The sequence below is a fragment of the Pontibacillus marinus BH030004 = DSM 16465 genome, from assembly GCF_000425225.1.
Taxonomy (GTDB): Bacteria; Bacillota; Bacilli; order Bacillales; family BH030062; genus Pontibacillus; species Pontibacillus marinus.
Window position 1 is genome coordinate 1 of record NZ_AULJ01000058.1, and the last position, 25327, is coordinate 25327.

The 25327-nt window shown below is 38.6% G+C and carries 23 protein-coding genes; 18 read left to right on the forward strand and 5 right to left on the reverse strand.

Annotated elements, in window-relative coordinates:
- Positions 1-260: 260 nt before the first annotated feature.
- The 6 genes from H514_RS0112780 to H514_RS0112805 all read left to right on the forward strand — a co-directional run bounded on the left by H514_RS0112780 (position 261) and on the right by H514_RS0112805 (position 5162).
- The gene (locus tag H514_RS0112780; protein ID WP_027447314.1) at positions 261-773 is read left to right on the forward strand and encodes a DUF4178 domain-containing protein; all 513 of its coding nucleotides are present in this window, start codon (positions 261-263) and stop codon (positions 771-773) included.
- Positions 774-825: 52 nt separating this feature from the next.
- Positions 826-1494 (forward strand): PspA/IM30 family protein, encoded by a 669-nt coding sequence (locus H514_RS0112785; RefSeq protein WP_027447315.1) that lies wholly within the window; start codon positions 826-828, stop codon positions 1492-1494.
- A gap of 189 nt (positions 1495-1683) precedes the next feature.
- A complete protein-coding gene (locus H514_RS0112790; protein WP_027447316.1) occupies positions 1684-2334 on the forward strand; it encodes a DUF4247 domain-containing protein in 651 nt (216 codons plus the stop codon).
- 12 nt (positions 2335-2346) lie between these two features.
- Positions 2347-2742, forward strand: a complete 396-nt coding sequence (locus H514_RS0112795; RefSeq protein WP_027447317.1) for a DUF350 domain-containing protein — start codon at positions 2347-2349, stop codon at positions 2740-2742.
- Between the two features lie 122 nt (positions 2743-2864).
- Positions 2865-4412, forward strand: coding sequence for a polyamine aminopropyltransferase (locus tag H514_RS0112800; RefSeq protein ID WP_027447318.1), 1548 nt, complete (start codon positions 2865-2867; stop codon positions 4410-4412).
- Positions 4413-4481: 69 nt separating this feature from the next.
- Positions 4482-5162 (forward strand): metal-dependent hydrolase, encoded by a 681-nt coding sequence (locus H514_RS0112805; RefSeq protein ID WP_027447319.1) that lies wholly within the window; start codon positions 4482-4484, stop codon positions 5160-5162.
- Positions 5163-5220: 58 nt separating this feature from the next.
- Here the strand turns inward: H514_RS0112805 and H514_RS0112810 are convergent, their stop codons facing one another.
- On the reverse strand, positions 5221-6024 hold the full coding sequence (locus tag H514_RS0112810) for an HAD family hydrolase (protein ID WP_027447320.1): 804 nt from the start codon (positions 6022-6024) through the stop codon (positions 5221-5223).
- 264 nt (positions 6025-6288) lie between these two features.
- Between H514_RS0112810 and glcT the strand changes: the two genes are divergently transcribed.
- The 4 genes from glcT (at position 6289) to H514_RS0112830 (ending at position 11296) form a co-directional block, all read left to right on the forward strand.
- On the forward strand, positions 6289-7131 hold the full coding sequence (gene glcT, locus H514_RS0112815) for a glucose PTS transporter transcription antiterminator GlcT (protein WP_027447321.1): 843 nt from the start codon (positions 6289-6291) through the stop codon (positions 7129-7131).
- A gap of 190 nt (positions 7132-7321) precedes the next feature.
- On the forward strand, positions 7322-9364 hold the full coding sequence (ptsG, locus tag H514_RS0112820) for a glucose-specific PTS transporter subunit IIBC (RefSeq protein WP_027447322.1): 2043 nt from the start codon (positions 7322-7324) through the stop codon (positions 9362-9364).
- 240 nt (positions 9365-9604) lie between these two features.
- On the forward strand, positions 9605-9847 hold the full coding sequence (locus tag H514_RS24970) for a hypothetical protein (RefSeq protein WP_051255141.1): 243 nt from the start codon (positions 9605-9607) through the stop codon (positions 9845-9847).
- 135 nt (positions 9848-9982) lie between these two features.
- On the forward strand, positions 9983-11296 hold the full coding sequence (locus H514_RS0112830) for a CBS domain-containing protein (RefSeq protein WP_027447324.1): 1314 nt from the start codon (positions 9983-9985) through the stop codon (positions 11294-11296).
- A 67-nt stretch (positions 11297-11363) separates the two neighbouring features.
- On the opposite strand, the gene H514_RS0112835 is transcribed toward H514_RS0112830, so the two are convergent.
- The gene (locus tag H514_RS0112835) at positions 11364-11657 is read right to left on the reverse strand and encodes a YtpI family protein (RefSeq protein WP_027447325.1); all 294 of its coding nucleotides are present in this window, start codon (positions 11655-11657) and stop codon (positions 11364-11366) included.
- 134 nt (positions 11658-11791) lie between these two features.
- Between H514_RS0112835 and H514_RS0112840 the strand changes: the two genes are divergently transcribed.
- The gene (locus H514_RS0112840; RefSeq protein ID WP_027447326.1) at positions 11792-12739 is read left to right on the forward strand and encodes a DHH family phosphoesterase; all 948 of its coding nucleotides are present in this window, start codon (positions 11792-11794) and stop codon (positions 12737-12739) included.
- Between the two features lie 104 nt (positions 12740-12843).
- Here H514_RS0112840 and H514_RS0112845 read toward each other — a convergent pair whose 3' ends face one another.
- The 3 genes from H514_RS0112845 to H514_RS0112855 all read right to left on the reverse strand — a co-directional run bounded on the left by H514_RS0112845 (position 12844) and on the right by H514_RS0112855 (position 14083).
- Complete coding sequence (locus tag H514_RS0112845) at positions 12844-13038, reverse strand: hypothetical protein (RefSeq protein ID WP_027447327.1); 195 nt, start codon at positions 13036-13038, stop codon at positions 12844-12846.
- A 191-nt stretch (positions 13039-13229) separates the two neighbouring features.
- Positions 13230-13748, reverse strand: coding sequence for a sporulation membrane protein YtrI (gene ytrI, locus H514_RS0112850; protein ID WP_027447328.1), 519 nt, complete (start codon positions 13746-13748; stop codon positions 13230-13232).
- On the reverse strand, positions 13748-14083 hold the full coding sequence (locus tag H514_RS0112855) for a YtrH family sporulation protein (RefSeq protein ID WP_027447329.1): 336 nt from the start codon (positions 14081-14083) through the stop codon (positions 13748-13750). Before H514_RS0112855 ends, ytrI begins: the two co-directional genes overlap by 1 nt.
- 140 nt (positions 14084-14223) lie before the next feature.
- Between H514_RS0112855 and dnaE the strand changes: the two genes are divergently transcribed.
- The 7 genes from dnaE (at position 14224) to pyk (ending at position 24818) form a co-directional block, all read left to right on the forward strand.
- A complete protein-coding gene (dnaE, locus tag H514_RS0112860) occupies positions 14224-17559 on the forward strand; it encodes a DNA polymerase III subunit alpha (protein WP_027447330.1) in 3336 nt (1111 codons plus the stop codon).
- Positions 17560-17840: 281 nt separating this feature from the next.
- Positions 17841-19085, forward strand: a complete 1245-nt coding sequence (locus tag H514_RS0112865) for an NAD(P)-dependent malic enzyme (protein ID WP_027447331.1) — start codon at positions 17841-17843, stop codon at positions 19083-19085.
- Between the two features lie 48 nt (positions 19086-19133).
- Positions 19134-19763 (forward strand): FadR/GntR family transcriptional regulator, encoded by a 630-nt coding sequence (locus tag H514_RS23035; RefSeq protein ID WP_231566625.1) that lies wholly within the window; start codon positions 19134-19136, stop codon positions 19761-19763.
- 90 nt (positions 19764-19853) lie between these two features.
- Entirely contained in the window at positions 19854-20714 is an 861-nt protein-coding gene (gene accD / locus H514_RS0112875) for an acetyl-CoA carboxylase, carboxyltransferase subunit beta (RefSeq protein WP_027447332.1), read from the forward strand.
- Entirely contained in the window at positions 20711-21673 is a 963-nt protein-coding gene (gene accA / locus H514_RS0112880; protein ID WP_027447333.1) for an acetyl-CoA carboxylase carboxyl transferase subunit alpha, read from the forward strand. The genes accD and accA overlap by 4 nt, the downstream gene beginning before the upstream one ends.
- Before the next feature lie 352 nt (positions 21674-22025).
- Entirely contained in the window at positions 22026-22985 is a 960-nt protein-coding gene (gene pfkA, locus H514_RS0112885; RefSeq protein ID WP_027447334.1) for a 6-phosphofructokinase, read from the forward strand.
- Positions 22986-23057: 72 nt separating this feature from the next.
- Positions 23058-24818, forward strand: a complete 1761-nt coding sequence (gene pyk / locus H514_RS0112890) for a pyruvate kinase (protein WP_027447335.1) — start codon at positions 23058-23060, stop codon at positions 24816-24818.
- Positions 24819-25327 lie beyond the last annotated feature (509 nt).

Here is a 25327-nt window from a genome sequence, read left to right on the forward strand (position 1 = left end):
CTTCCACAACAGGCTTGCCGTTTCACTGACCGCAACAAATTACTTTACAGCAACGGACTCCTCTCAGTTTCAAGTCTTCTACAATCCTGCCATATAATTGAATAATTTCTTTCGTATTATGGTAGTGTTTTTTATAAAAAGTTTATTTAAATTAAAAGGATTTCTTATTATTTAAAAGAAATAATAAAAAAATGAAACATTTCGGCACATGAATCGTATTACTCTAATGAATAGGATCGATCCTGAAGTGAGGTGAAGAAATGGGATTGTTTTCAAGATTGTTTTCTAAAGGTAAAGATCGAAATCAACCCCAGATAAAAGAACGAACTCCCTTAAATATCGAGGTGGGAGATATCGTTTCGTATGAATTAGTGGATTATGAAGTTGTAGGAAAGATCACTTATCGTGATGGTTCATATGAGTGGTACTCCTACCAACTGCTAGAAGGCAGAAATTCTATCTGGCTTTCTGCAGAAATGGATGAGGAATTGGAGCTTGGCATATATAAATCCATAAAACTTCCTGTTTCTGAACCATTCCCCAAAAAGCTTGAATATGATGGGAAAACATTTTATCTCGATGAAGAAGGGAAAGCTCAAGTATTAGGGCAAGGTCGTAGTGAAAACATTCATGGGAAGACCACACATTATGCGGATTACTGTGATGAAGACGAGGAGCAGTTTTTAAGTGTTGAAACATGGGGGACTGAAGCAGAAGTGAGTGTAGGCCATCCTATTGAGGAATACGAGATTAAAATATTGGCTGGGTCATAAGAAACCCTAAAAGCTAAGCAATATCTTTTTAATATAAAAGGAGGAAAACGAAATGTTTAAATTATTTAAGCGTGTTAGTACTGTTGTGAATTCTGAGTTAAATGCTATGCTAGATAAAGCGGAAGATCCTGTGAAAATGCTGGAACAATTTATGCGTGATATGGAAAGCGATATTCGCGACGCTGAGAGTGCAGTAGCTAAGCAAATTGCAAATGAGAAAATGTTGAAGCGTAAATATGATGACGCTCAAGCGCTTGCAGACAAACGACAAGAACAAGCTGAAAAAGCAATTGAATCTGGTAATGAGGATCTTGCAAGAAGAGCTCTTCAAGACAAAAAGAACCAGCAAGAACAAGCAGATTCTTTAAAAGAATCTTATGAGCGTGCACAGAGTGATTCACAAAGCTTACGTACTAAGCTTGATGAAATGAAAAAAGAATACCAAGAAATGAAGTTAAAGAAAGATTCTCTTAAAGCTCGTGCTGAGTCAGCTAAAACTCGTACAAAAATGAACCGTTCTATGTCTGGTATTAATAGCGATGAATCCAAACAAGGGTTTGAGCGTATGGAAGAAAAAGTTCTCAAATATGAAGCGGAAGCAGAAACAAGTGAAGATTTGTCTGAATCTAGCCGTTCCCTTGATGATGAATTTGCTGAACTAGAAAAAGACAGCGTAGATGATGAGTTAGCTGAATTAAAGAAGAAAATGGGCAAAGAATAATAAGAAAAGCGCAAGTGCTCAGCAACGAGGGAAGTCCCATCGTTACTGAGCGCTGGAGCTAGACATCTATGAGCAATACCTTGTGCTTTCTGTGATTGTGGAATAGAGATTGGCCTGCTTCTAAAAGCGGGCCAATCTTTCATATGCTTTATGGTGCAAGTTATGAATAAGAAAGGAGGGGAAGAAGCTTTGAAAACAAAAGGGGTTCTTATTGCTATTTTATCTGTTTTATTTTTAACCAGCTGTAGCCAAGGGTTTGCTGAGTTAGATCGAGGTATGCAGAATACATATACATTCCCTGAAGAGCCTAGCAAACAAACTTTAATGAATAGAATGGAAAACAGAAGCTTTCAAAATGCTGAAGACTTTGTAAGCAGTACATTTCCATTATTGGATAAAGTTCGAGGGAATCAAAGTAATCAAGAAGCTCGTATCTATGTGACCCAGCGGTTTGGTGTGAAAGAGCTCTCTAATATCGTCTCAGAAAAATTCAAGCCAGATCGAGAGAGCGATTATAACAATGGAAAAAAAGTATTAATTTATGCTGATACCTTTATCACGTTTAAACAAAGTGAACAGAGCAGTGATGTCACGTTAATCGAAATAGCAAGTGACCGATTCGTTCGAAATAATTATTCTCCAAACTTCTTCAATGGATTGTTTGCCTTATGGGTTTTAGATGAAGTGCTTGACGTTGACGATTGGGGCAAAAAGAGAAGAAAAGCTTGTTTAAGCGGTGGTTGTTATGGAGGGTATTCTAGTGAAAAATATCGTTCTGGATCATCGGGAAGTTTCCGAGGATCATCTGGACGTGGAGGCGGACCTAGTTCCGGAAAATAAGGAGGGTAAAACATGGGACCATTTTTATTAACGTTATTATATTTTGTTGTAGCCATTGTAGTGGTTGTTATCGGACTATTTATTTTTGAAAATTTAACAAGGCAGTATAAGGATTGGGATGAAATAGGTAAAGGAAATACCGCTATTGCTTTGTCTGTAACAGGTAAAATTATAGGGATTTGTATCATTCTATCGTTTGCGATTTATAACTCCGCACAAATTTTAGATACAGTGATCTGGGGAATTGTAGGTGTTGTGTTGCAAATGGTTGCTTACCTTGTTTTTGAAGGGTTAACACGCAAGTTTTCAGTCGAAGAGAAACTTCATGAAAATAATGTGGCTGTAGGAATCGTAACCATGGGTGTATCCATTGGTTTAGCTTTTGTCATCGGTGCTTCCATTACATAAGCCGCTTAGAAAAAGCCCTTGAAGAATACTCTTCAAGGGCTCTTCAATAGGGAATGAAATCACTCTTATCTGTAGCGGAGTGATCGGTGTATTTTTTCCAAGAAGTCGGAGTGATCGGAGAAATGAGCGATAGTGCAGCAAGAAAAAGTAAGACAATTTATTGGGCATCAGGAATTGTCTCGATCTGTGGAATTATTTTTGAAGTATTATTTGGTGCCTTAGGCTCGTACATATTAGGGGACGGGGTGAAGCAATACACTTTAACGATTTCGCTCTTTTTAACGGGGATGGGAGTAGGAGCATCCTTAAGTGAAAAAGTGATGAAGGATCTCATTACTGCTTTTATTAAAGTTGAATTTGCTGTTGCTCTGTTAGGGGGCTTATCGAGCTTTATCATGTTTGCTTTGTCAGCATTTGCTCCAGCAGGTTCAGATGCATTGTTTCTATACTTGATCACCTTCATTATCGGAGCTCTCACTGGTATTGAACTCCCTATACTCATTCGCAAGGCTAATGAAATAGGAGTCGAATTAAATAAAAGTACGGCTCGCGTGTTATTTTCAGATTATGCAGGTGGTTTAATTGGTGGGCTTTTATTTGTTTTTTATTTCAGACCAGAAATGGGTATGGTTAAAAGTGCGTTTGTCGTTGGTGCGATCAACTTAAGTGTAGCGCTTGTGATGTTATGGTTATTCCGAAATGAAATTCGTCACATGGCTTGGTATGTCATTACAGGATCTCTCATTGGTTTGATCTTATTAGCTGGGACATTTTTTGGAGAAGAGACCGTATATCGATTCGAGCAAAAATTGTATAAAGACCCTATTATTCATATGGAAGAAACGGCGTATCAAAGAATTGTTTTGACTAAGGATCAGAGTGATGTTCGGATGTTTCTTAATGGTGCTCTTCAATTTAGTTCTTCTGATGAATATCGGTACCATGAGCCTCTGGTTCACCTACCGATGGCTCAAGCAGAAAACCCCAAAAACATTCTTATACTTGGGGGAGGAGATGGCCTCGCTGCAAGAGAACTTATGAAATATAATCACTTAGATCAAATCACATTGGTAGATCTGGATCCACGAGTTGTCGAGTTAGCTAATAAAAATGTGCATCTATTGAATCTGAACGAAGGAGCTTTAAAGAGGGATATCGTAAATGTGATTCATCAAGATGCTTTTGAGTTTATGGAACATTCAGATCAATGGTATGATGTCATCATAGTTGACCTACCCGATCCAAATAACGAAAGTTTGAATAAGCTGTACACGAAAGAATTCTATTCATTGCTTCGAAATCATTTGTCGCCTAGTGGCGCTATGATGGTCCAATCCACAAGTCCAATTTTTGCTACAAGTGTATATTGGACAATCTCTGAAACCATTGCATCTACAGGATTACATACTGAAAATTTCCATGTAGATATTCCGAGCTTTGGGAATTGGGGATTTGTTTTAGCAAGCCGTGAGAATATAAACAGTGATCAATTACAAGTAGATGTACCGACTCGCTTTTTATCTGATGATATGATCCCTGCTTTAACGTTTTTCGGTAAAGATGAGGATGAAAAAATTATGAAAAATGGAAAACGTGTAGATTTAGAACCTAATACATTAATTCGCCCTCATTTAATCGAAAAATATGAACAGGCATGGAAAAACTATTAAGCGGGTATAAAAAGGAAGGGACACCTTAAAAGGTGTGAGACATTTAAACACGAAAAGGAGAGGTTTTTTGTGAAAGTATCATTTCATGGACACGCAGTTGTACAAATTGAAACGAACGGCAAAACGATTTTAATCGATCCATTTATTTCTGACAACGGAAACTGTGACTTAGATGCAAGCACCGTTAAAGCAGACGTTATTCTCCTAACACATGGACATAATGACCACGTGGGAGATACAGTTGATATTGCAAAACGAAACAATTCTTTTGTAGTAGCGCCTTTTGAACTTGCAACGTATTTAGGGAACAAGGGTCTTGATACACATCCAATGTACATTGGTGGGGCTCATGAATTTGATTTCGGTACAGTGAAGTTTACACAGGCTTTTCACGGTTCTAGCTACACAGAAGATGACGGCACGATTATTTATACAGGTATGCCAACAGGAATCCTATTTAGTGCTGAAGGAAAAACCATCTACCATGCAGGTGATACTGGCTTGTTTACAGACTTGAAGATGATTGGGGAACGTAACGACATCGATCTTGCTTTCCTACCAATTGGAGATAACTTTACAATGGGACCTGAGGATGCAACTGTAGCAGCTGAATGGATCCAAGCTAAAACGGTTGTACCGATCCACTACAACACATTCCCATTAATCGAACAAGATGGTGAAGCTTTTGCCAATGGGTTGAAAAACGGTGTCGGTAAGCATATGAATGTAGGAGACTCCATAGACCTATAGAATATAAAAAAGCACGTTGGTTTCATGACGACCAACGTGCTTTTTTACGTGATTTTTATTAATTAGATTGTATTACACTCATTTTCTTTTCGATATCCTCTATAGCCTCATGAACATGATCTACTACATGATTAGCTTTTTCCTTTACTTCAGGGTGAGCCCCCGACATCGCATAGCTATGAGGGGTTAACTCGAACATAGATAGATCATTGAATGAATCTCCTATACATACAATCTCTTCCGGTTTAACATCTAGTTTATCAAGTAATGCTGTAATTCCTGTTCCTTTGTTTATAGCTTTTGGCATAATATCTACACAAGACTCATGAGAAATGAAAATATCTACATCGTTGTGAAGTGATGAATAAATACGTTCATAAGCTTCCATAACCTCTTGTTCTTTTCCGTTTAAGGAGATTTTAGAAGCTTGAATCTTTGTGCCTACATGGTCACGCAAGCTTGGTTCGACAATGATGTCATGAAACAACTGTTCAGAGATCAAATCAATCCATTTACTGTGCTTCGCGGTGTAGGTGGAATCAGCGGTAGATACGGTTTTAATCAATGGTTCGTCCTCAATAACATCTAGAATTCTTTGGGCAAGAGCTCCTTCAAATGTTTGAGAATGAATGTGTTGATCGTCACGGTCATAAAGAAATGCACCATTTTGACTTACACGGTGTGCTCTGGCTTCAACTCTTTTCATGACTTCAATTATTTCGTGGTCCATTCGACCTGAGGCAACTGCAAAGTCTATTCCTTTTTCAGGTAGAGTCTGAACAGCTTGTATGTCCTCTGGTTTTATAGAATGGTTCATCCCCAATAAAGTTCCATCCAAATCGGTTATAAATAGTTTTATCATGGATTGATCTCCTCTCTTCTAAATACACACTTAGAACACTTTAGATTGTAAAACCTGTAAACGCTTTCCGTCCAATCTAATATTTTATAAGTTGATTTACATAGGTGTGATGGATTAGAGAAAGACTTTCTAATATGTGATGTATGAAATTGGCAGGGAAAAACTTACTTGTTTTCTTTACGAATCGCATATATGATATGTAATGCACTATAAATGAAATCGCTTAAGTACTGCGAATAGAGCAAAAGTATGTGGAGGATATATATGGAAGGACAAGTTATCATTCAGAAAGTATTGAACAACAACGTAATCATAGCAGAACATCCGACATATGAAGAAGTTGTATTGATTGGAAAAGGGATAGGTTTTGGATGTAAAAAAGGGGACCATTTTTCACTTGATAAGGCTGATAAAACCTTTCTCTTAAGCAATCAGCAAGAAAAGGAACAGTATGTAAATCTTCTTCCGCATATCGATGAGACGTTTATTGATTTTATGAATGATATTCTTATTCATATTGAGAAGCGAATGGGCCAGGAGTTAAACGAACATATACACGTCGCATTAACGGATCACCTCGCGTTCGCTATTAATCGAGCTCAGAAAAATATGCAGTTTTCGAACCCTTTTTTAAATGAAATCGAATCCTTGTATCCTAAAGAATATCAAATCGCTTCGGAAGTCGTAACGATGGTGTATGATGAGATGGGGATTCAGTTTCCAGAAGGGGAAGTAGGTTTTATTGCACTTCATATTCATAGTGCGGTGACAGAAAAATCCTTAAGTGAGATTCATCAGCACAATCACTTGATTACAAAATTGGTTACCCTAGTAGAGGAAACATTTGAGATGACGATAGATAAGAAAAGTGTGAATTATCACCGTCTCGTTCAGCACTTACACAGAGCAATTGATCGAGTTTATCAGGAAGAAAGTATTGGTAAAGAGGATAAACTTGTAGAGATGTTGAAACATGAATATCCTGTGTGCTATAATCTTTCATGGAAATTGATTAAAGTAATGCAAAAACAGCTAAATAAGCCAGTAGATGAATCCGAAGCCGTTTATTTAACGATTCATTTACAGCGTCTAACCCATAAATCTTAACGGTGCGTGTAACTGACACGATCAGGCATGAGTACGAAAAGATGAAAAGGTTGTTCTGAGGATACGTATATCCCTTACTCCCTTTTTAACTTTTCTACTCATGCCTTTTTTATTGCTCTTTTTGCGTTTGTGAAAACGCTTTGATGTTAAGTGGGGTGGCTGTTCTAACTTATTAAAGGGGGAAAACGAGATGTTTAAAAATGCATTTGGTACATTGCAAAAAGTCGGTAAAGCACTAATGCTTCCTGTTGCTTTGTTACCAGCAGCGGGAATATTGCTCGCCTTTGGTACGAGCTTTGCCCAAGATAGTTTTGTAGAGAAATTTTCATTCTTTGGCCAGCCTTGGGTACAAGAAATTCTTAAACTAATGGCGGAAGCGGGCGGTGTTGTCTTTGACAACTTACCACTATTATTCGCAGTCGGAGTAGCAATTGGATTAGCAAATGGTGATGGTGTTGCAGGTTTAGCTGCCATTATTGGTTACATGATTATGAATGTCACAATGGGTGTTCTTGGGGATATCCAGCCTGATATGGTAAGCGGTAATCCAGCTTACGCTGAAATATTAGGAATACCCACACTGCAAACGGGTGTATTTGGCGGTATTATAGTCGGGGTTTGGGCCTCATTCTTATACCGGAAATTCTTTAATATTGAATTACCTCAGTTCTTAGGTTTCTTTGCAGGTAAACGCTTCGTACCGATTATTACAGCGTTTACGTCACTAATTTTAGGTATCATTATGTATTTCTTATGGCCATATGCTCAAAATGGTTTAAATGCATTCTCACACTTAATGCTTGAAACTAATCAAACCATTTCTGCATTCGTATTCGGTGTAATTGAGCGTGCCTTAATTCCATTTGGTTTACACCATATTTTCTATTCACCATTCTGGTTTGAGTTTGGTACTTATACAAACGAAGCAGGAGAAATTGTTCGTGGTGACCAGGCAATCTTCTTCTCACAGTTAAAAGATGGTGTTCAATTTACAGCAGGTACATTTATGACTGGAAAATTCCCTTTCATGATGTTCGGTTTACCAGCAGCTGCACTTGCGATTTATCACACAGCAAAACCTGAACGTAAAAAAGTTGTTGGCGGTATTATGGCATCTGCTGCTTTAACTTCATTCTTAACAGGAATCACAGAACCATTAGAGTTCTCTTTCCTATTCGTAGCACCAGTGCTATTTGGAATTCATACAATTTTTGCGGGATTATCCTTTATGATCATGGAGATCCTGGGTGTTAAAATTGGTATGACATTCTCCGGTGGTTTAATTGACTTCATTCTATTTGGAGTTATGCCTAACCGTACGGATTGGTGGTGGGTCATTATCGTAGGCCTATGCTTCTCTGTAATCTATTACTTTGGTTTCCGATTTGCTATTCAGAAATTTAACTTGGCTACACCTGGTCGTGAAGCAGAAACAGCAGATGAGGCAAGCGGAGATTCTAGTAACAAACCATTTGAGATTCTTGAGGCTATGGGTGGCCAAGACAACATCGCTCACCTAGATGCTTGTATTACAAGATTACGTGTATCTGTAAACGATAAAGGTCAAGTGGATAAAGATCGTTTGAAGAACCTTGGTGCATCTGGTGTTATGGAAGTTGGAAACAACATTCAAGCTATTTACGGACCTGTATCAGATACGTTACGCGGTCAAATGCAAGATATTATCGATGGAAAAACACCTCGCCCTACAGAAGAGGAGGAAACATCGAATGCTACAACTGCAGCACCTGTTGATGGTAATGTGAATATTGTGAGTCCATTGAAAGGGACAATCATGCCAATTACTGAAGTACCAGATCAAGTCTTCTCAGGTAAGATGATGGGTGATGGTTTTGCTATTGAGCCTGAAGATGGAAAAATTGTTTCACCTGTAAATGGTAAAGTCTTAAATGTATTCCCAACTAAACATGCGATTGGTTTAGTAGACGAGCAGGGAACAGAAATATTAATTCACTTCGGTATTGATACAGTGAAGTTAAATGGTGAAGGATTCACTGCAAAGATTGCAGAAGGAGACGAAGTGAAACAAGGACAAACCTTGATGGAAGTTGACCTGGACTATGTAAAAGAGAATGCTCCATCTGTGGTTACACCGATCGTCTTTACAAACCTTGCTGAAGGACAAGAAGTCGTGGTAAATGCTCCAGGATCTGTTCAGCATAATCAAGAAAACGTAATTAATATAACAGAAGCAAACGAACAGTCAGCATAACAATTTTAAGAGTTGATCCCTAATGGGGTCAGCTCTTTTTTATACTTTAAGAAAGTTTAATTATTGTAAAGGTATAAAGTATAAGAAAAGACATCGGTTTCGCCATTTTTGGCGATTACCGTGTTTTTCTAATGTTATTTAGGATGTGTATTCACAATATGAATCTATTTCTTAATGAGATTCATGAGGCCCGTCTACCTTGCATAAATTTAACCAAGGACTGAAAGGAGTGAAGTAGGAATGAAGACAATGAGACAAAATGCATTGCTTAGACTTTTGCTGTCATGTTTTTTGTTATATATGGCTTGGCCTTCTTTACAAGTACAGGGAGGAACGTTAGCTTCTTATTTTTGGCTGGCATGGTTGGTATTTTTCTTACTAGTAGCAGGTTCAAACCTAGCTACTGTTATGAAAATTCCAACAGGCACACAATTACAAAGTCCCTCTGCGGCAGAAGAGAAACGATATTCTGTTTCACGTTAGGTTAAAAAACAAGGGTTTTCTCATAAATGAAATACCCATGTTTTTCTAAAAAAAATTGAAGCCGATTTCATTCATCTGTATAATAACACTAGATGGTAATTTGACTAGTACAGTTTTGAAAGAATGGTGAATGAATTGGCAACCAAGCATGAACAGATCTTAACACACATTGAATCTCTAACCATTGGTACAAAAATATCTGTTAGAGGGATCGCCAAAGCGCTTGAGGTTAGTGAAGGAACTGCTTATCGTGCAATAAAGGAAGCAGAAAATCAAGGCATTGTGAGCACCATAGAGCGTGTGGGAACGATTCGAATTGAACGAAAGAAAAAAGACAATATCGAACGTTTAACATTTGCTGAAATTATAAATATTGTGGATGGCCAAGTTCTTGGCGGACGTGAAGGATTATACAAAACTTTAAATAAATTTGTTATCGGGGCCATGAAGCTTGATGCTATGATGCGTTATACAGAAGCAGGTTCCTTACTTATAGTAGGAAACCGTACGAATGCTCATGAGCTTGCTCTAAAAGAAGGCGCAGCTGTACTTATTACAGGTGGGTTTGATACGGATGAAAATGTAAAACGGTTGGCTGACGAAAAGCAATTGCCAATTATTTCAACGAGCTATGATTCATTTACAGTAGCTACAATGATCAACCGTGCCATTTATGATCAGCTCATTAAAAAGGAAATTGTTGTTGTAGATGATATCTATACACCTTTCAAGCAATCGTATTTTTTATACACAACAGATCTGGTGAAGAAATGGCACGAGTTAAATGAAGAGACGATGCACAGTCGTTATCCTGTTGTTGATCATCAATTAAAAGTAGTAGGTATGGTGACGTCTAAAGATGTGATTGGCAAAGACCAATCATCTACGATTGAGCGAGTGATGACAAAGAATCCTATGACCGTTCAAGCGAGAACATCGTTAGCAAATGCTGCGCATATGATGGTATGGGAAGGGATAGAGATCATGCCTGTGGTGGATCAAAGTTATAAGTTTCAGGGAGTTATCTCACGTCAGGATGTTCTAAAAGCTCTGCAACACCTTCAACGCCAGCCTCAAGTAGGTGAAACGATTGATGATTTAGCCACAAATCAACTCCAAGAATCTGTTGATATGGATGAGCAGACTGTTTATCAGACAGAGGTTACGCCTCAAATGACAAATCAACTTGGAACATTGTCGTATGGAGTCTTTACGTCACTAGTAATAGAAGCTGGGAGTCGCTTGCTTCATCAATATAAAAAAGGTGATTTGGTTGTTGAGAACTTATCGATTTATTTTATAAAACCTGTTCAGCTTGAGAGCATGTTAGAAATTAAACCGCGGATCTTAGAAGTGGGAAGGAAATTTGCTAAAGTAGATGTTGAGGTCTATAACGACCGGGTATTAGTAGGAAAAGCCCTCTTAATGGCACAGCTTATTGATCGGTAGGTATTACGTTTTTAAAAAAACGACCAGTGATGTGGTCGTTTTTTTAATCATGAAGACTGCCTTTGAATTATGCTTCTACTCGTTCTTTTAGTTGTTTTCCGTAAAATTTAGTTTTGCGGTATCCGTGAACCATTTGCATAATTCCTAACACAATAAACAAGATACCAATAAACAGGGCTAGCTTCGTTTGGTAGAAAACGTATTGATTTGCTCCGAAGGTAGTGATGAAAAGTCCTAGAGCAATTCTTGCTTTAGCATTTGTGTATTCTTGGTGTAATGGATCTTTAGTTCTGATAATTTGAACTTTAAAATATAAATAGATTGTAATCGAAAGTACAATCGTCAGTGGAAAGATAATCATGATATCAACCTCTTATGTTTTGGTAGTTTCGCCTTTCATTGTATCTTTAAAAGAGAAATTATGCTACCGATTTTTTGTGTAATATGGTTAAATAGTACCTAAAGATCTTCAAATAGAGAAGGAGTACGGTCATGATAAAAGAACAAATTCTTGATGCTATAAAGCAATATCACACGATTATTATCCATCGCCACGTTCGTCCTGATCCGGATGCGCTTGGTTCGCAGGGTGGACTAGCTGAGATTTTACGATCTACTTTTCCTGAAAAATCGATACATACAGTAGGGGAAGAGGACGATTCACTTACGTTTTTAACTAGAATGGAAACGATTGAAGATTCTCGTTATGAAGAGGCTCTGGTTATTGTTTGTGATACAGCTAATCAAGCAAGAGTATGTGATCAACGTTATAAGCTTGGAGAAAAGCTTATTAAAATAGATCATCATCCAAACGTTGACTCATATGGAGATCTCCAGTGGGTTGATACAGAGGCAAGTTCTACAAGTGAAATGATCTATGAATTTTACGAAGACCTTCAGGAGTATGGTTTAAAAATGACGGATGAAGCTGCTCGCTTACTATATGCAGGGATTGTAGGCGATACAGGACGCTTTTTATTCCCAAGTACAACAAAGAGGACATTCCAATTTGCAGCTCAACTTGTTACGTATTCGTTTGATCGCTCTGAGCTTTATGAGAAGCTCTATACTACAGAGGATACCATCGTTCGATTGAAAGGGTATATTTTACAAAACTTCTCTGTTTCACCTTCAGGCTTAAGTACTGTAAAACTAACAAAAGATATACTGGAGGAATACAATATCACCCCGAGCCAAACGTCTAGTCTTGTGGGTGTGCTAGGAGATGTAGAAGGCATTGTTGCTTGGGCGATCTTCGTAGAGGAGGAAGACCTCATTCGCGTACGTCTTCGTTCAAAAGGTCCTGTAGTGAATGAAATTGCTGCAAGATACAATGGTGGAGGGCATCCAATGGCTGCAGGAGCTTCTATTTATTCTTGGGATGCTATGGAAGATGTGAAAGAGGATTTAGAAAAGGCTTGTCTAGCTTATAAAGAACAATAGGAAGAAATAAACCCCCTTACACTCATGAGTGCAAGGGGGTTTCAACATTCTGGACTAGGTATTCTGATGAATGAAGAGTATTCTATGTGAATGATGTAGTGGGTTTATAAGACAGTTTCATGTTGAGGGATGAACCAGCAGCCAGAATCCGTTTCATCATAAACGACAGGGAAGTTTTGCTTATTTAATTCTCGCTTAACAAGGCGAATGATTTCTTTTGACTCTGCATAGGCAATCTCGCCTTTGTTCAATTGTTCTAGTTTGCTCTGAACTAAACGTTTTTGATCTAGAATTAGCATGTTAACTCACCCTTTCTATAGATGGTTTTTGCCTATTTATATTGTATAAAAAAATTTGAAATGTGGGATAAATTTTTTAGAATTTTCACAAAGGATTCACAACATCCTAATCCGGAAGTTGTCCTTATATGAAAATTGGCTTTATCTATCTATTCTTCCCTGATTTTTATAGAAGAAAACGTAAAAATGACTTAATTTTTTGTTATTTTTATTTGTAAGCTTACTGTAAGTTTAGGAGAAATAATTAGGCGTTCCACTTCCAACTCATAGGTGAACTCATCTACCCTATAAATTTTGCTTTCAAGTGATTTGATAATCAGGCGCTCATTATCTGCAACACTGCTTACATCTTTTCCAATTACATCATGGATTTGTTCTTTGGCGAGTTCCCTCAACTTATAAATGCTAAGGCGGTCAGTTAAATTTTGTGAAAGTAACTTACTTTCATTTAAAAATACGATTTCGACTGATTGAATGACTAACTGCTCCTTACGCTTCTCATTTAGCTCTTCTTTATCTTTATTTAATGTTTCAGCCCGATCTTTTAAATCACGAATTTCATCTCGAAGCATTAAATTTTCTTCAATCCAATTTTCAAAATGAGTGCCATACATAAACAGGAATATAGCATAAGCAATGACTCCACCAATAAACATCCCTGCAAAAAACTTCTGCCAGCCTGCTTTTTTATAATATGGTGGAATATGCATTATGTGATTTCCTCTTGTATCAACCATTCTAAAATAAGAAGAGCCGTTTGAACTCCACCCATTGCTGAAATAATCAGCATAATTTGTTTTACAATATCCATTGTCGAACCTTCAAATAGCCCTTTTTCAAAGTTCGTAATGGCATCAAAAGTTCCCCCGATAGCAGCTACGATTGCCCAGATTCGTAGACGCTTGGCCAATTGTCCCATATACGTAAGAGGGGCATCTCCAACTGCGAAAGCACCTATACTTCCGATTAAAGAACCTCCAACCATTACCCCTAAAGCTATAAAGTAATATTGTATTAAATAAACAAAAAAACGTTCTTCTTCCATATGATCCACCCCTAATGGTTTGTACAACATCCCTTAATGTATGTTTATGGCCAATTCGGGAAAGGTATGTCAACGTTTCAACTTCAAAACGTGATACACTAAGGGATACAATAGATTTTATGAATGAGGCGGGAAGTACGATGGAATTTGTTCATTTACAGGTTCGTAGTGGATACAGTTTAATGAACAGTACCAATACAATAGAAAAGCTTGTTAAGCGTGCAAAGGAGCTTGGCTTCAAATCATTAGCCTTAACGGACGAAGGCGTCATGTATGGAGCAGTTTCCTTTTATCAAACATGTGTGAAAAATGGGATCAAACCCATTATCGGTTTATCCATAAAAGTAGCAACTTCTACAGGTGAAGAAGAATTGGTCTTATTATCAAAGAACAGGAGAGGTTATGAGAGCTTATTAAAGTTAAGTAGCTATATTCAAATGTCAGGTCAGCAAATACTAGAAGAACGTGAAATTGCTCAGTACACTACTGGCTGCATTGGAATTCTCCCAATATATAATTCTTCATTCCATCCTTTGGTTTTACAGAACAATCAAACTTCTATCCAAAGTTTACTTGAAATCTGGCAGGGTCGATTTGAAGAGGGGAGCTTTTACATAGGTGTAGAAGATCATGGACAGGAAGAGGAGCGCCATTTACATGTAGCTCTAGAAGAAGTTTTTCCTTCTTCAGTCCCAATGGTTGCGGTTAATGATGTTCGTTATTTGAGAGAAGAAGATGCTCTTGCATATGATTGCCTACAATCCATACGGTCTAACCAGAAATGGTCTGGTGAAATTGAAGATTATGGTGTCACCAAGCATCACCTTCGTTCCTCACAAGAGATGTATGAGTTATTTTCGGATTGGAAGCCTGCATTACTTCAAAACACAGTGGATATTGCTGAGCAATGTAATCTAGAACTTTCTTTCGATCGCATGATGCTACCGAAATACCCTGTACCAAGTGAAGTGAGCTCAGATCAATATTTACGACAACTGTGTCAAAAAGGGCTTCATAAACGCTATGCTGAAGTTAGTGATGCTCATAAGAAGAGGTTGGAGCATGAGCTACAGGTAATTGAATCTATGAAGTTTAGCGATTATTTTTTAATCGTATGGGATTTTATGAGTTTTGCCCGTAAGAATGGCATCATGACTGGTCCGGGGCGTGGATCAGCAGCAGGTTCTCTTGTTTCGTATTTATTAGGTATAACTGATGTAGACCCAATTGAGTATGACCTTCTTTTTGAACGTTTTCTCAATCCTGAACGAATCTCGATGCCTGATATTGACATTGATTTCTCTGATGTAAAAAGAGATGAAGTTATTCAGTATGTAACACAAAAATATGGGGCTGATCATGTTGCTCAAATTATTACATTCGGTACATTTGGGCCACGTTCTGTTTTAAGAGAGTTGATTAAAGCGATGGGGGTAGATGCTCAAGAAGCTTCTTATTTGATGAAGTTTATCCCACAGCAAGCATCAAGTTCTATTGTGAAAATTGTTCAAGAATCAAAAGATCTCCAAGTGTATATTCAACAATCTGATCGTTTGAAGCAGTTATTTAAAATTGCAACTAAACTTGAGGGTTTGCCAAGACATGCTTCAACCCATGCAGCTGGTGTGGTCATTAGTCAGCAATCATTAATGCAGAATGTACCATTAACAGATGGGCATGATGGGATTCCATTAACTCAATTTGCGATGAATGAATTAGAATCAATAGGGTTGTTGAAAATGGATTTTCTTGGATTAAGAAATTTAACGCTGATCGAGAAGATCACGAAAGCCATCGAGCAGAATGAAGGCAAATCAATTCAAGTGAAACGACTACCTCTTAATGACAAGAATACATTCTCCCTCCTTAGACAAGGAAAAACAAACGGGGTTTTCCAGCTTGAGTCTAAAGGGATGAAAGACGTTTTAGAAAACCTTGGACCGACTCATTTCGAGGATATTGTTGCTGTCAACGCTTTATACCGTCCAGGACCAATGGAGTTTATCCCTGCATATATTCGTAGAAAGCACGGAAAAGAACAAGTTACTTATCCTCATCCTGACTTAAAGCCAATTTTGGATAAAACATATGGCGTCTTAGTCTATCAAGAACAAATTATGCAGATGGCTCACCAAATGGCTGGTTTCTCACTAGGGCAAGCTGACCTTTTACGAAGAGCTGTAAGTAAAAAACAACATGATTTAATGATGGAGCAAAAAAAATCATTTATTCAAGGTTGCTTGCAAAATGGATACACCGAAAAAGTAGCGGATGAATTGTTTGATTGGATTGTGCGTTTTTCCAATTATGGTTTCAATAGAAGTCATGCCGTAGCGTATAGTATGATTTCTTATCAGTTAGCTTATTTAAAAGCACAATACCCGGCCTATTTCATGGCTGAACTCATGAGCTCAGTATCCAATGATAAGATTCAATCCTATATCAAGGAAGCAAAGGATCTAGAGATGGATGTTCTGCCACCATCAATTAATAAAAGCTTCTCCAAGTTCACTGTAGAAAATGGTAGTATTCGAATGGGTCTTTCCATGATCAAAGGTGTTGGACGGAATGCTCTAGCAGAAATTTTGGAAGCCCGAAAAACAAAGCCTTTTCAAAACCTGTTTGATTTCTGCAGACGTGTTTCTTTGAAAGTTGTAAACAAACAAGTCATTGAATCCCTGATTTTGGCTGGTTCATTTGATGAGACCTATTCGAATCGAGCTTCTCTTATGGCTAGTATCCATCATGCTATGGAGCAAGGCGATTTGTTTAGCGAAATTGACGAGCAAGGGTCCATGTTTGGTTCAGTAGATCTTGATCCAACATACGTTGAAATGGAACCTTATAACCAACTGAAACAATTAGCGTTAGAAAGTGAAGTATTAGGGATGTATGTTTCCTCTCACCCCTTATCAACTTATCGAACCAAGCTAAGAGCTAATGGATTTCTTTCCTTACAACAAGCAGCAGAGTCCTCTAAACCAAAAGGGCTGAAAACTGCTGTGGTTGTACAAGAAATGAAGGTGATCCGTACAAAACGCGGAGACCCTATGGCGTTTCTAACTTTAGGTGATGAACAGGAAGAAATGGAAGCTGTAGTTTTTCCGAATGTATTCCGTGATCTACGAAAATGGTTATCTGAAGAGATGCTTGTATTTATACAAGGAAGAATTGAAGAGCGAAATGGATCGAAGCAATGGATTGTGGAAGCGATGAATCCATTTCAAGAGGAAAGTTTACATGAAGAAGAGCGGAAGCGTTTATTTTTGAAAATTACAGGTGAATATGAACAATCAGTTTATCAGGAGATTAAACAGCTTGCTTCGAAATATCCTGGACCGACTCCAATTATTATTCATAATGCAGACAAAAAGGAAACGGTCCAATTATCAAGAGAGTATTGGGTTGACGCATCTTATGCATTGATGAAGCAACTGTATGGATTTTTAGGTGAAGAAAACGTGGTTCTAAAATAAAAGAAATGGCAATTTAGGCATAATGGAAAAAGGTTTTATGTGTACGGATTTAAGCGTATCTAACCTATAGAACATTATGCCTAAACTATAGGAGCATATATACAAATTCTTTACATGAAAAAGCGATTTGTTATAATGAAGTAGGTTAGTGGTCAGACCACTTTTGTAACGTTAGAAAGTTTGTGATTTAGGACTTATAATAGACTTTAAATGATTTAAAGCATTTCTATTCTTTAAACAGGAACAAACAATGATGAATTGATTAAAGGAGCGGGTTATCGTTGTCTAAAAATTTACGTGAAGAAGCACTACATATTCACCGTGTTAACAAAGGGAAATTAAGCACAGAATCTAAAGTCCCTATCAAAACAAAAGAAGACTTAAGTTTAGCTTATTCTCCAGGAGTGGCTGAGCCTTGTAAGGAAATTTATGATCATAAAGATTCCGTATATGACTACACCATGAAAGGAAACATGGTAGCAGTTGTGAGTGATGGATCAGCTGTACTAGGTCTGGGGAATATTGGACCAGAAGCTTCGTTACCCGTAATGGAAGGGAAAGCAGCCTTATTTAAGAGTTTTGCTGGAGTAGATGCTTTTCCAATCTGTTTAGATACGAATGATGTAGACCAGATCGTACAAACCGTTAAACTTATGCAGCCTACATTCGGTGGGGTGAATTTAGAGGATATTGCTGCACCGAACTGTTTTATTATTGAAGAGCAATTAAAGAAAGAAACAAATATTCCGATTTTCCACGATGATCAGCACGGGACGGCTATTGTTACTGTAGCAGGTCTAATGAATGCTTTGAAGCTTTCCGGGAAAAAATGGTCTGATATAAAGGTTGTCGCTAATGGTGCTGGTGCTGCAGGAATTGCCATCATCAAATTACTTTACCATTTCGGTGTACGCGACATTATTATGTGTGACTCTAAAGGCGCAATCTATGAAGGCCGAAGCTATGGCATGAACGATGTGAAAGATGAAATAGCTAAAATGACGAATAAAGATAAAGAAGAAGGCGACCTCGAAACAGTGCTTGAGGGTGCTGACGTGTTTGTTGGAGTTTCTGTTGGTGGTTTATTATCCAAAGAAATGGTCAAGAACATGAATGATGATCCAATTATATTTGCGATGGCTAACCCTGAACCTGAGATTATGCCTGAAGATGCGAAAGAAGCGGGTGCAAGTGTGATTGGGACAGGCCGTTCTGATTTTCCTAACCAAGTAAACAATGTGCTAGCGTTCCCTGGTATTTTTAGAGGAGCTCTAGATGTAAGAGCGACTCGAATCAATGAAAAAATGAAAATTGCAGCAGCAGAGGCCATTGCATCTTTAGTAAGTGAGGATGAGTTAAACGCAGATTATGTAATTCCAGCTCCATTCGATCCACGCGTAGCGCCGGCAGTTGCAGCAGCTGTTGCTAAAGCGGCAATGGAATCTGGCGTTGCACGTCAAGATGTTGACCCAGAACAAGTGGCTGAAAAAACAAGACAGCTTACGTTAATTGACGAACCTAAATAAAAGAAGGACCACTACTATTTATTGAAGGAGTGATCCTGATCAGTGACAATGCCATCGAAATCCAAAGTGTATGAAGAGGTATTGAAAGAGATACGTCGTTACATTGAGTTTGAAGGCCTTTCACCAGGTGATAAGCTTCCTTCAGAGAGGGAATTGGCTGAGCAGCTTAATGCAGGTCGCTCATCTGTTCGGGAAGCGCTAAGAGCTATGGAATTATTAGGTTTAATTGAAACGAGACGAGGCGAAGGAACATTTCTTAGTTCCTATCGCCCATATCATATGGTAGAAATTCTATCAGCCTTTATTTTGCAGGAGTCAAAAACAAGGGAAAACCTGAAGGCAACAAAGCAGATTATTGAAAAAGAGGCTGCTAAAATTGCTATGGAGCAATTAGAAACAAAGGATTTTGAAGAATTCAAGAAATTGATTCAATCCTTTGAAAAGGGCTCTGAAACGTTTCATTATGACTTCTTCACAGTTCTTTTTGAAGCTGGGGAAAACCAGCTCCTCCAAAAGATCTGGAGGCTTATGGAAGAGTTTTCTCGTACATTCCATAAACCTGTATATAATATTGAACTCTATAAATCCTATATAGAAGCCTTGAAAGAAAAAAATGAGCAAAAAATTGAGGAATTAAGTTCTCAATTCTATGATGAAGAAAATGTCGAAATTTCTTAGACATATTTCTACAACACTTTTATTTGTTTTTAGATAGAGTAATGAGATAGGTAATAGACAAGCTGTTAATGTCCCAAAGGAGGAATCACCTTGCTTAAAGACTTTTTTAGCAAGAAGAAAAAATATGCATCGATCCCTCGTGAAAAAGCGAAACAAGATGTTCCTGAAGGTTTGATGAAAAAATGTCCCAATTGCCATAAGATCTTCTATCGTAAAGAGTTAAAGAAGAATTTAAATGTTTGTCCAAATTGTGATTTTCATGAACAATTAAACGCTTATGAGCGTATTGAATATCTGTTTGATGAAAACACATTTGAAGAATGGGATCGTGAAATTGTTTCAGAAAACCCATTAGGATTTCCGGGATACTTAGAAAAGCTAGAAAAAGATCGTGAGAAAACAGGGTTAAATGAAGCTGTTGTAACAGGTAAAGGTACTATTGATGGCGTAGAAACGGCCTGTGCTGTTATGGATTCACGCTTTCGTATGGGAAGCATGGGATCAGTAGTTGGGGAAAAGATTGCACGTGCAGTAGAACGAGCACGTGAGCTTCAAATTCCTTTTATTATTTTTACAGCAAGTGGTGGAGCTCGTATGCAAGAAGGTGTCTTAAGTTTAATGCAAATGACTAAGACGTCCGTTGCCATTCAGCGATTCAATGAAGCGGGAGGGTTAATGATATCCTTCATGACTCATCCTACTACAGGTGGAGTATCTGCAAGCTTTGCTTCAATTGGAGATTACAACTTTGCAGAACCTGGTGCCTTAATTGGTTTTGCAGGAAGACGTATCATTGAGCAAACAATCCGTGAAGAGCTTCCAGAAGACTTCCAAACGGCTGAATTCTTATTAAAACACGGTCAATTGGATCGTGTCGTACACCGTCAAGATATGAAAGAAGTATTATCCACCCTATTAGATATTCACCAGGGAGGGGAGCAATCGTCATGAAGCAAGTATTAGAGTTCGAAAAACCTGTTATGGAACTGCGTGAAAAAATCGCTGAGTTAAAAGAGTTTACGAGCGAAAGTGACGTTGATCTTTCCGAAGAGATCCAAACCCTTGAAGAACGCTTAGTAAAGCTTGAAGCTGATGTTTATGGCAATATGAAGCCATGGGATCGAGTTCAAATGGCCCGTCATGCTGAGCGCCCTACCACGCTTGATTATATTCATGAACTATTTACTGGGTTTCTTGAATTTCATGGGGATCGTCGTTTTGGTGATGATGAGGCAATCGTTGCTGGTGTTGCAAAGTATAAAGATCAGCCCGTTACGGTAATTGGTCATCAGCGCGGAAAAGATACAAAAGAAAACATACGCCGTAATTTTGGTATGCCTCACCCAGAAGGGTATCGAAAAGCATTACGTCATATGAAACAAGCTGAGAAATTCAACCGTCCAATTGTATGTTTTATTGATACAAAAGGGGCTTATCCAGGTAAAGCAGCCGAGGAACGTGGACAGAGTGAAGCGATTGCACGAAATCTAATGGAAATGGCTGGACTCAAAGTACCTGTAATTTGTGTTGTTATTGGAGAAGGTGGAAGCGGTGGAGCCCTTGGATTAGGAGTAGGAGATCGTATCCATATGCTTGAAAACTCTACGTATTCTGTCATTTCTCCTGAAGGTGCAGCTGCGTTATTATGGAAAGATTCGGGGCGAGCTCAACAAGCTGCAGAATCCATGATGATCACTTCTTATGATTTAAAACAACTAAATGTTATTGATGAGATCATCCCTGAAATAAAGGGTGGCGCACATCGTGACGTAAGTACTCAAGCAGAAAATATTGATTACGTATTAGAACAAAGCTTAAAAGAATTAAAACAGTTGTCCCAAGAGGAATTGCTTGAAGAAAGATGGGAAAAATATAAAAAGATTGGTTCCTACTCAATAAGGGAAGAGTAGATATAGGTCGTGCAATCAATAGGTTGCACGCCTCTTTTCTTTTTTTTCACTTTAAGAAAGTTTAACTATTGTTAAGGATAAAAGTGTAAGAAAAGACATCGGTTTCGCCATTTTTGGCGATAACCGTGTTTTTCTAATAGTTTGTCTTAAATAGCTTTTTCTTGTATTGTATTATCGTTAAGAGAAAAGTCTCATGATGGTTAGGCATATTTTCAGAACATTATTGAATTTGGAACTTTTGGGGAAAAACGATTTATTCTTGTCAAAAAGGCTGATTAGCAGTATCTTGGAATGAGGACAATATCGGCCTGTTTAATAAATTGTTATTTAAAGACAATTGAGGTGATAAATGATGAAAAAAATAGGCGTTTTAACTAGTGGGGGAGACGCACCAGGGATGAATGCAGCAATTCGTTCTGTTGTGCGTAAATGTATCTATCACGATATTGAAGTATATGGAATCTACTACGGATATCAAGGACTTATTGATGGGAACATCGAAAAAATGGAAATTGGTTCTGTAGGAGATATTATTCAGCGAGGCGGAACGATGTTGTACACGGCTCGTTGCGAAGACTTCAAAACTCCTGAAGGTCGACAAAAAGGGATCGATCAACTGGAGAAGCATGGTATTGAAGGGCTTGTAGTTATTGGAGGAGATGGTTCCTTCATGGGTGCTAAGAAATTAACAGAAGCAGGTTATCCTTGCATAGGCGTCCCTGGAACAATCGACAATGATATCCCAATGACTGATTTCACAATTGGATTCGACACAGCTTTAAATACTGTTATTGATGCAATTGATAAAATTCGTGACACTGCTACTTCTCATGAACGTACATACGTTATTGAGGTAATGGGACGAGATGCAGGCGATATTGCACTTTGGACAGGTTTAGCTGATGGTGCAGAAAGTATTTTGATTCCAGAAGTAGATGACAACTTTGAGGATATTATTGAACGCTTAAAGCGAGGACATGAACGTGGTAAGCGTCATAGTATCATTATCGTAGCTGAAGGTGTTGGCTCTGGTTTCGATTACGGACAGAGAATTCAAGATGCGACAAGCCTTGAGACACGTGTTACTGTCTTAGGTCATACCCAGCGAGGTGGCTCACCAACTGCATTTGATCGCGTGTTAGCAAGTCGTTTAGGTGCACAAGCTGTTGACCTTCTTATAAAAGGAAAAGCAGGACGCATGGTTGGTATTCAAAATAATCAACTCGTTGACCATGACATTATTGAAGCATTAAACAACAAGCATCAGCTAGATTTAGATATGTATAAGCTTTCCAAAGAACTATCGATCTAACGTATCCTCGGGACTGTGGGAACGATTTCAGTTCGAACTGGTTAAAGAAAAATATAGAGGAGGATCTTAATCATGAAAAGAACAAAGATTGTTTGTACTATTGGCCCAGCATCTGAATCAGTTGAGCAATTAACTCAATTAATCGATTCAGGAATGAATGTGGCTCGTTTAAATTTTTCACACGGAGACTATGAGGAGCATGGGCAGCGAATTGAAAATATTCGTGAAGCATCTCGTCAAGTAGGTGAAACTGTAGGTATCTTACTCGATACAAAAGGACCAGAAATCCGTACTGGTACACTTAAAGAAGGCGAAGTTTATCTTGAAAAAGGATCTATTGCTTATGTGTCTATGGATGATATTGAAGGAGATGCGGAGCGATTCTCTGTGACGTATCCGGGTCTAATCAATGACGTGCATGTAGGCGGAAAAATCCTATTAGATGATGGTCTAGTTGAACTTGAGGTACTTGAAGTACTTAAAGAACAGAACGAAATTAAGACTCGTGTTCTTAATTCTGGACCTTTAAAGAATAAAAAAGGTGTAAACGTTCCAAACGTTAGCGTAAACCTTCCTGGTATTACTGATAAAGATGCTAATGATATTGTATTTGGAATTGAACAAGGTGTAGATTTTATCGCAGCATCTTTTGTTCGTCGTGCATCTGATGTTCTAGAAATTCGTGAACTGTTAGAAAAATATGATGCAACGCATATTCAAATCATCCCTAAGATTGAAAACCAAGAGGGCGTTGATAACATCAAAGAAATTCTAGAAGTAAGTGACGGCTTAATGGTGGCTCGTGGTGACCTTGGTGTAGAAATCCCTGCAGAAGAAGTACCTCTTGTTCAAAAGGAACTAATTCGCCAGTGTAATACAGCAGGTAAGCCAGTGATCACTGCAACACAAATGCTTGATTCAATGCAGCGTAACCCACGTCCAACTCGTGCTGAAGCAAGTGACGTAGCAAACGCAATTTTTGATGGAACAGATGCGATTATGCTTAGTGGAGAAACTGCTGCTGGCCAATATCCAGTTGAAGCAGTACAAACGATGTTCAACATTGCTCTACGTGCTGAATCTGCACTAGATCATCAGGTGATCTTAAGCAATCGTTCTCGTACAAGTGACATGACGATTACAGATGCGATTAGCCAATCTGTAACACACACTGCTATGAACTTAAGTGTTCCGGCCATTGTTACACCTACTGAAAGTGGCCATACGGCTCGTATGATTTCTAAATATCGTCCAAAAGCTCCTATTGTAGCTGTCACATCTGACGAAGGTGTTCAGCGCAGATTAGCTCTGGTTTGGGGTGTAGAGGCTGTTCTTGGTGAACGCTCTGAATCCACTGATGATATGTTAACTGTAGCGATTGATCGCGGACTAGAAACAGGTGTATTCAAGCGTGGCGATCGTGTAATCATCACTGCAGGAGTTCCTGTTGGTGAAAGTGGCACTACAAACATCATGAAAGTTCATGTAGTAGGTGACGTTCTTGCTAAAGGTCAAGGCGTAGGTCGTAAACATGCATATGGAAATGCTGTTGTTGCTAAAGATGGTGAAGAAGCTAAAAGCAAGCTTCAAGAAGGAGATATCCTTGTAACCATTGGTACTGAAAAAGACATGATGCCAGCGATCGAAAAAGCGGGCGGAATCATTACAGAAGAAGGCGGATTAACTTCACACGCAGCTGTTGTAGGTCTTAGCCTTGGAATTCCTGTAATTGTTGGAGTGCCAAAAGCTACTCAACTGATTAAAGACGGAGACGACATTACAATCGACTCCTCACGCGGCGACATTTACGAAGGCCACGCAAGCGTACTTTAAGTTCAAATAGAATAGAAACGCATGTGATTAAATAATATCACATGCGTTTTTTTATGGTTTATTCAACAATCTGGCAGTTATCTTGAATAAGCTAGTGCGGGGTGGTTCCGTTATGATAATGCAGTGCGGTGGTCTGTGGAACGGGTTGCTTTCCCCGGAAGACCGATCGAGCTTCCTCGTCACTACGTTCCTGCGGGATCTCGCTCGCCCTTTCTACCGGAGGAGTCAACCCGTTCCCCAGACCACCTTAGCCGAATGGTGACGAACGGAACCGCAGCTATCGTAAGGTTTTCTGATGTAGATCATGGGGGTGAATCATATATGCACCAAAGTGATCTAAAGCCTTATATGTAGAGCTAAAATACAGTTTCCTTAAGTAAGAGATTAAATGATCTCAACCATGGGTCCGTTAAGTTCCATAACAGCAAAGGGGTGAGGGAAACGGCAAACTCCCGCGGTAGAAAGGGCGGACGAGATCCCGCAGAGAGCTTGCGAACGAGGAAGCTGAA

What these genes read in the sequence shown, in the direction of transcription:
- H514_RS0112780 (WP_027447314.1), top strand. Translation starts at nt 261, where the DNA reads ATGGGATTGTTTTCAAGATTGTTTTCTAAAGGTAAAGATCGAAATCAA.
- H514_RS0112785 (WP_027447315.1), top strand. Translation starts at nt 826, where the DNA reads ATGTTTAAATTATTTAAGCGTGTTAGTACTGTTGTGAATTCTGAGTTA.
- H514_RS0112795 (WP_027447317.1), top strand. Translation starts at nt 2,347, where the DNA reads ATGGGACCATTTTTATTAACGTTATTATATTTTGTTGTAGCCATTGTA.
- H514_RS0112800 (WP_027447318.1), top strand. Translation starts at nt 2,865, where the DNA reads ATGAGCGATAGTGCAGCAAGAAAAAGTAAGACAATTTATTGGGCATCA.
- H514_RS0112810 (WP_027447320.1), bottom strand. Translation starts at nt 6,024, where the DNA reads ATGATAAAACTATTTATAACCGATTTGGATGGAACTTTATTGGGGATG.
- glcT (WP_027447321.1), top strand. Translation starts at nt 6,289, where the DNA reads ATGGAAGGACAAGTTATCATTCAGAAAGTATTGAACAACAACGTAATC.
- ptsG (WP_027447322.1), top strand. Translation starts at nt 7,322, where the DNA reads ATGTTTAAAAATGCATTTGGTACATTGCAAAAAGTCGGTAAAGCACTA.
- H514_RS24970 (WP_051255141.1), top strand. Translation starts at nt 9,605, where the DNA reads ATGAAGACAATGAGACAAAATGCATTGCTTAGACTTTTGCTGTCATGT.
- H514_RS0112835 (WP_027447325.1), bottom strand. Translation starts at nt 11,657, where the DNA reads ATGATTATCTTTCCACTGACGATTGTACTTTCGATTACAATCTATTTA.
- H514_RS0112845 (WP_027447327.1), bottom strand. Translation starts at nt 13,038, where the DNA reads ATGCTAATTCTAGATCAAAAACGTTTAGTTCAGAGCAAACTAGAACAA.
- ytrI (WP_027447328.1), bottom strand. Translation starts at nt 13,748, where the DNA reads ATGCATATTCCACCATATTATAAAAAAGCAGGCTGGCAGAAGTTTTTT.
- H514_RS0112855 (WP_027447329.1), bottom strand. Translation starts at nt 14,083, where the DNA reads ATGGAAGAAGAACGTTTTTTTGTTTATTTAATACAATATTACTTTATA.
- dnaE (WP_027447330.1), top strand. Translation starts at nt 14,224, where the DNA reads ATGGAATTTGTTCATTTACAGGTTCGTAGTGGATACAGTTTAATGAAC.
- H514_RS23035 (WP_231566625.1), top strand. Translation starts at nt 19,134, where the DNA reads ATGCCATCGAAATCCAAAGTGTATGAAGAGGTATTGAAAGAGATACGT.
- accA (WP_027447333.1), top strand. Translation starts at nt 20,711, where the DNA reads ATGAAGCAAGTATTAGAGTTCGAAAAACCTGTTATGGAACTGCGTGAA.
- pfkA (WP_027447334.1), top strand. Translation starts at nt 22,026, where the DNA reads ATGAAAAAAATAGGCGTTTTAACTAGTGGGGGAGACGCACCAGGGATG.
- pyk (WP_027447335.1), top strand. Translation starts at nt 23,058, where the DNA reads ATGAAAAGAACAAAGATTGTTTGTACTATTGGCCCAGCATCTGAATCA.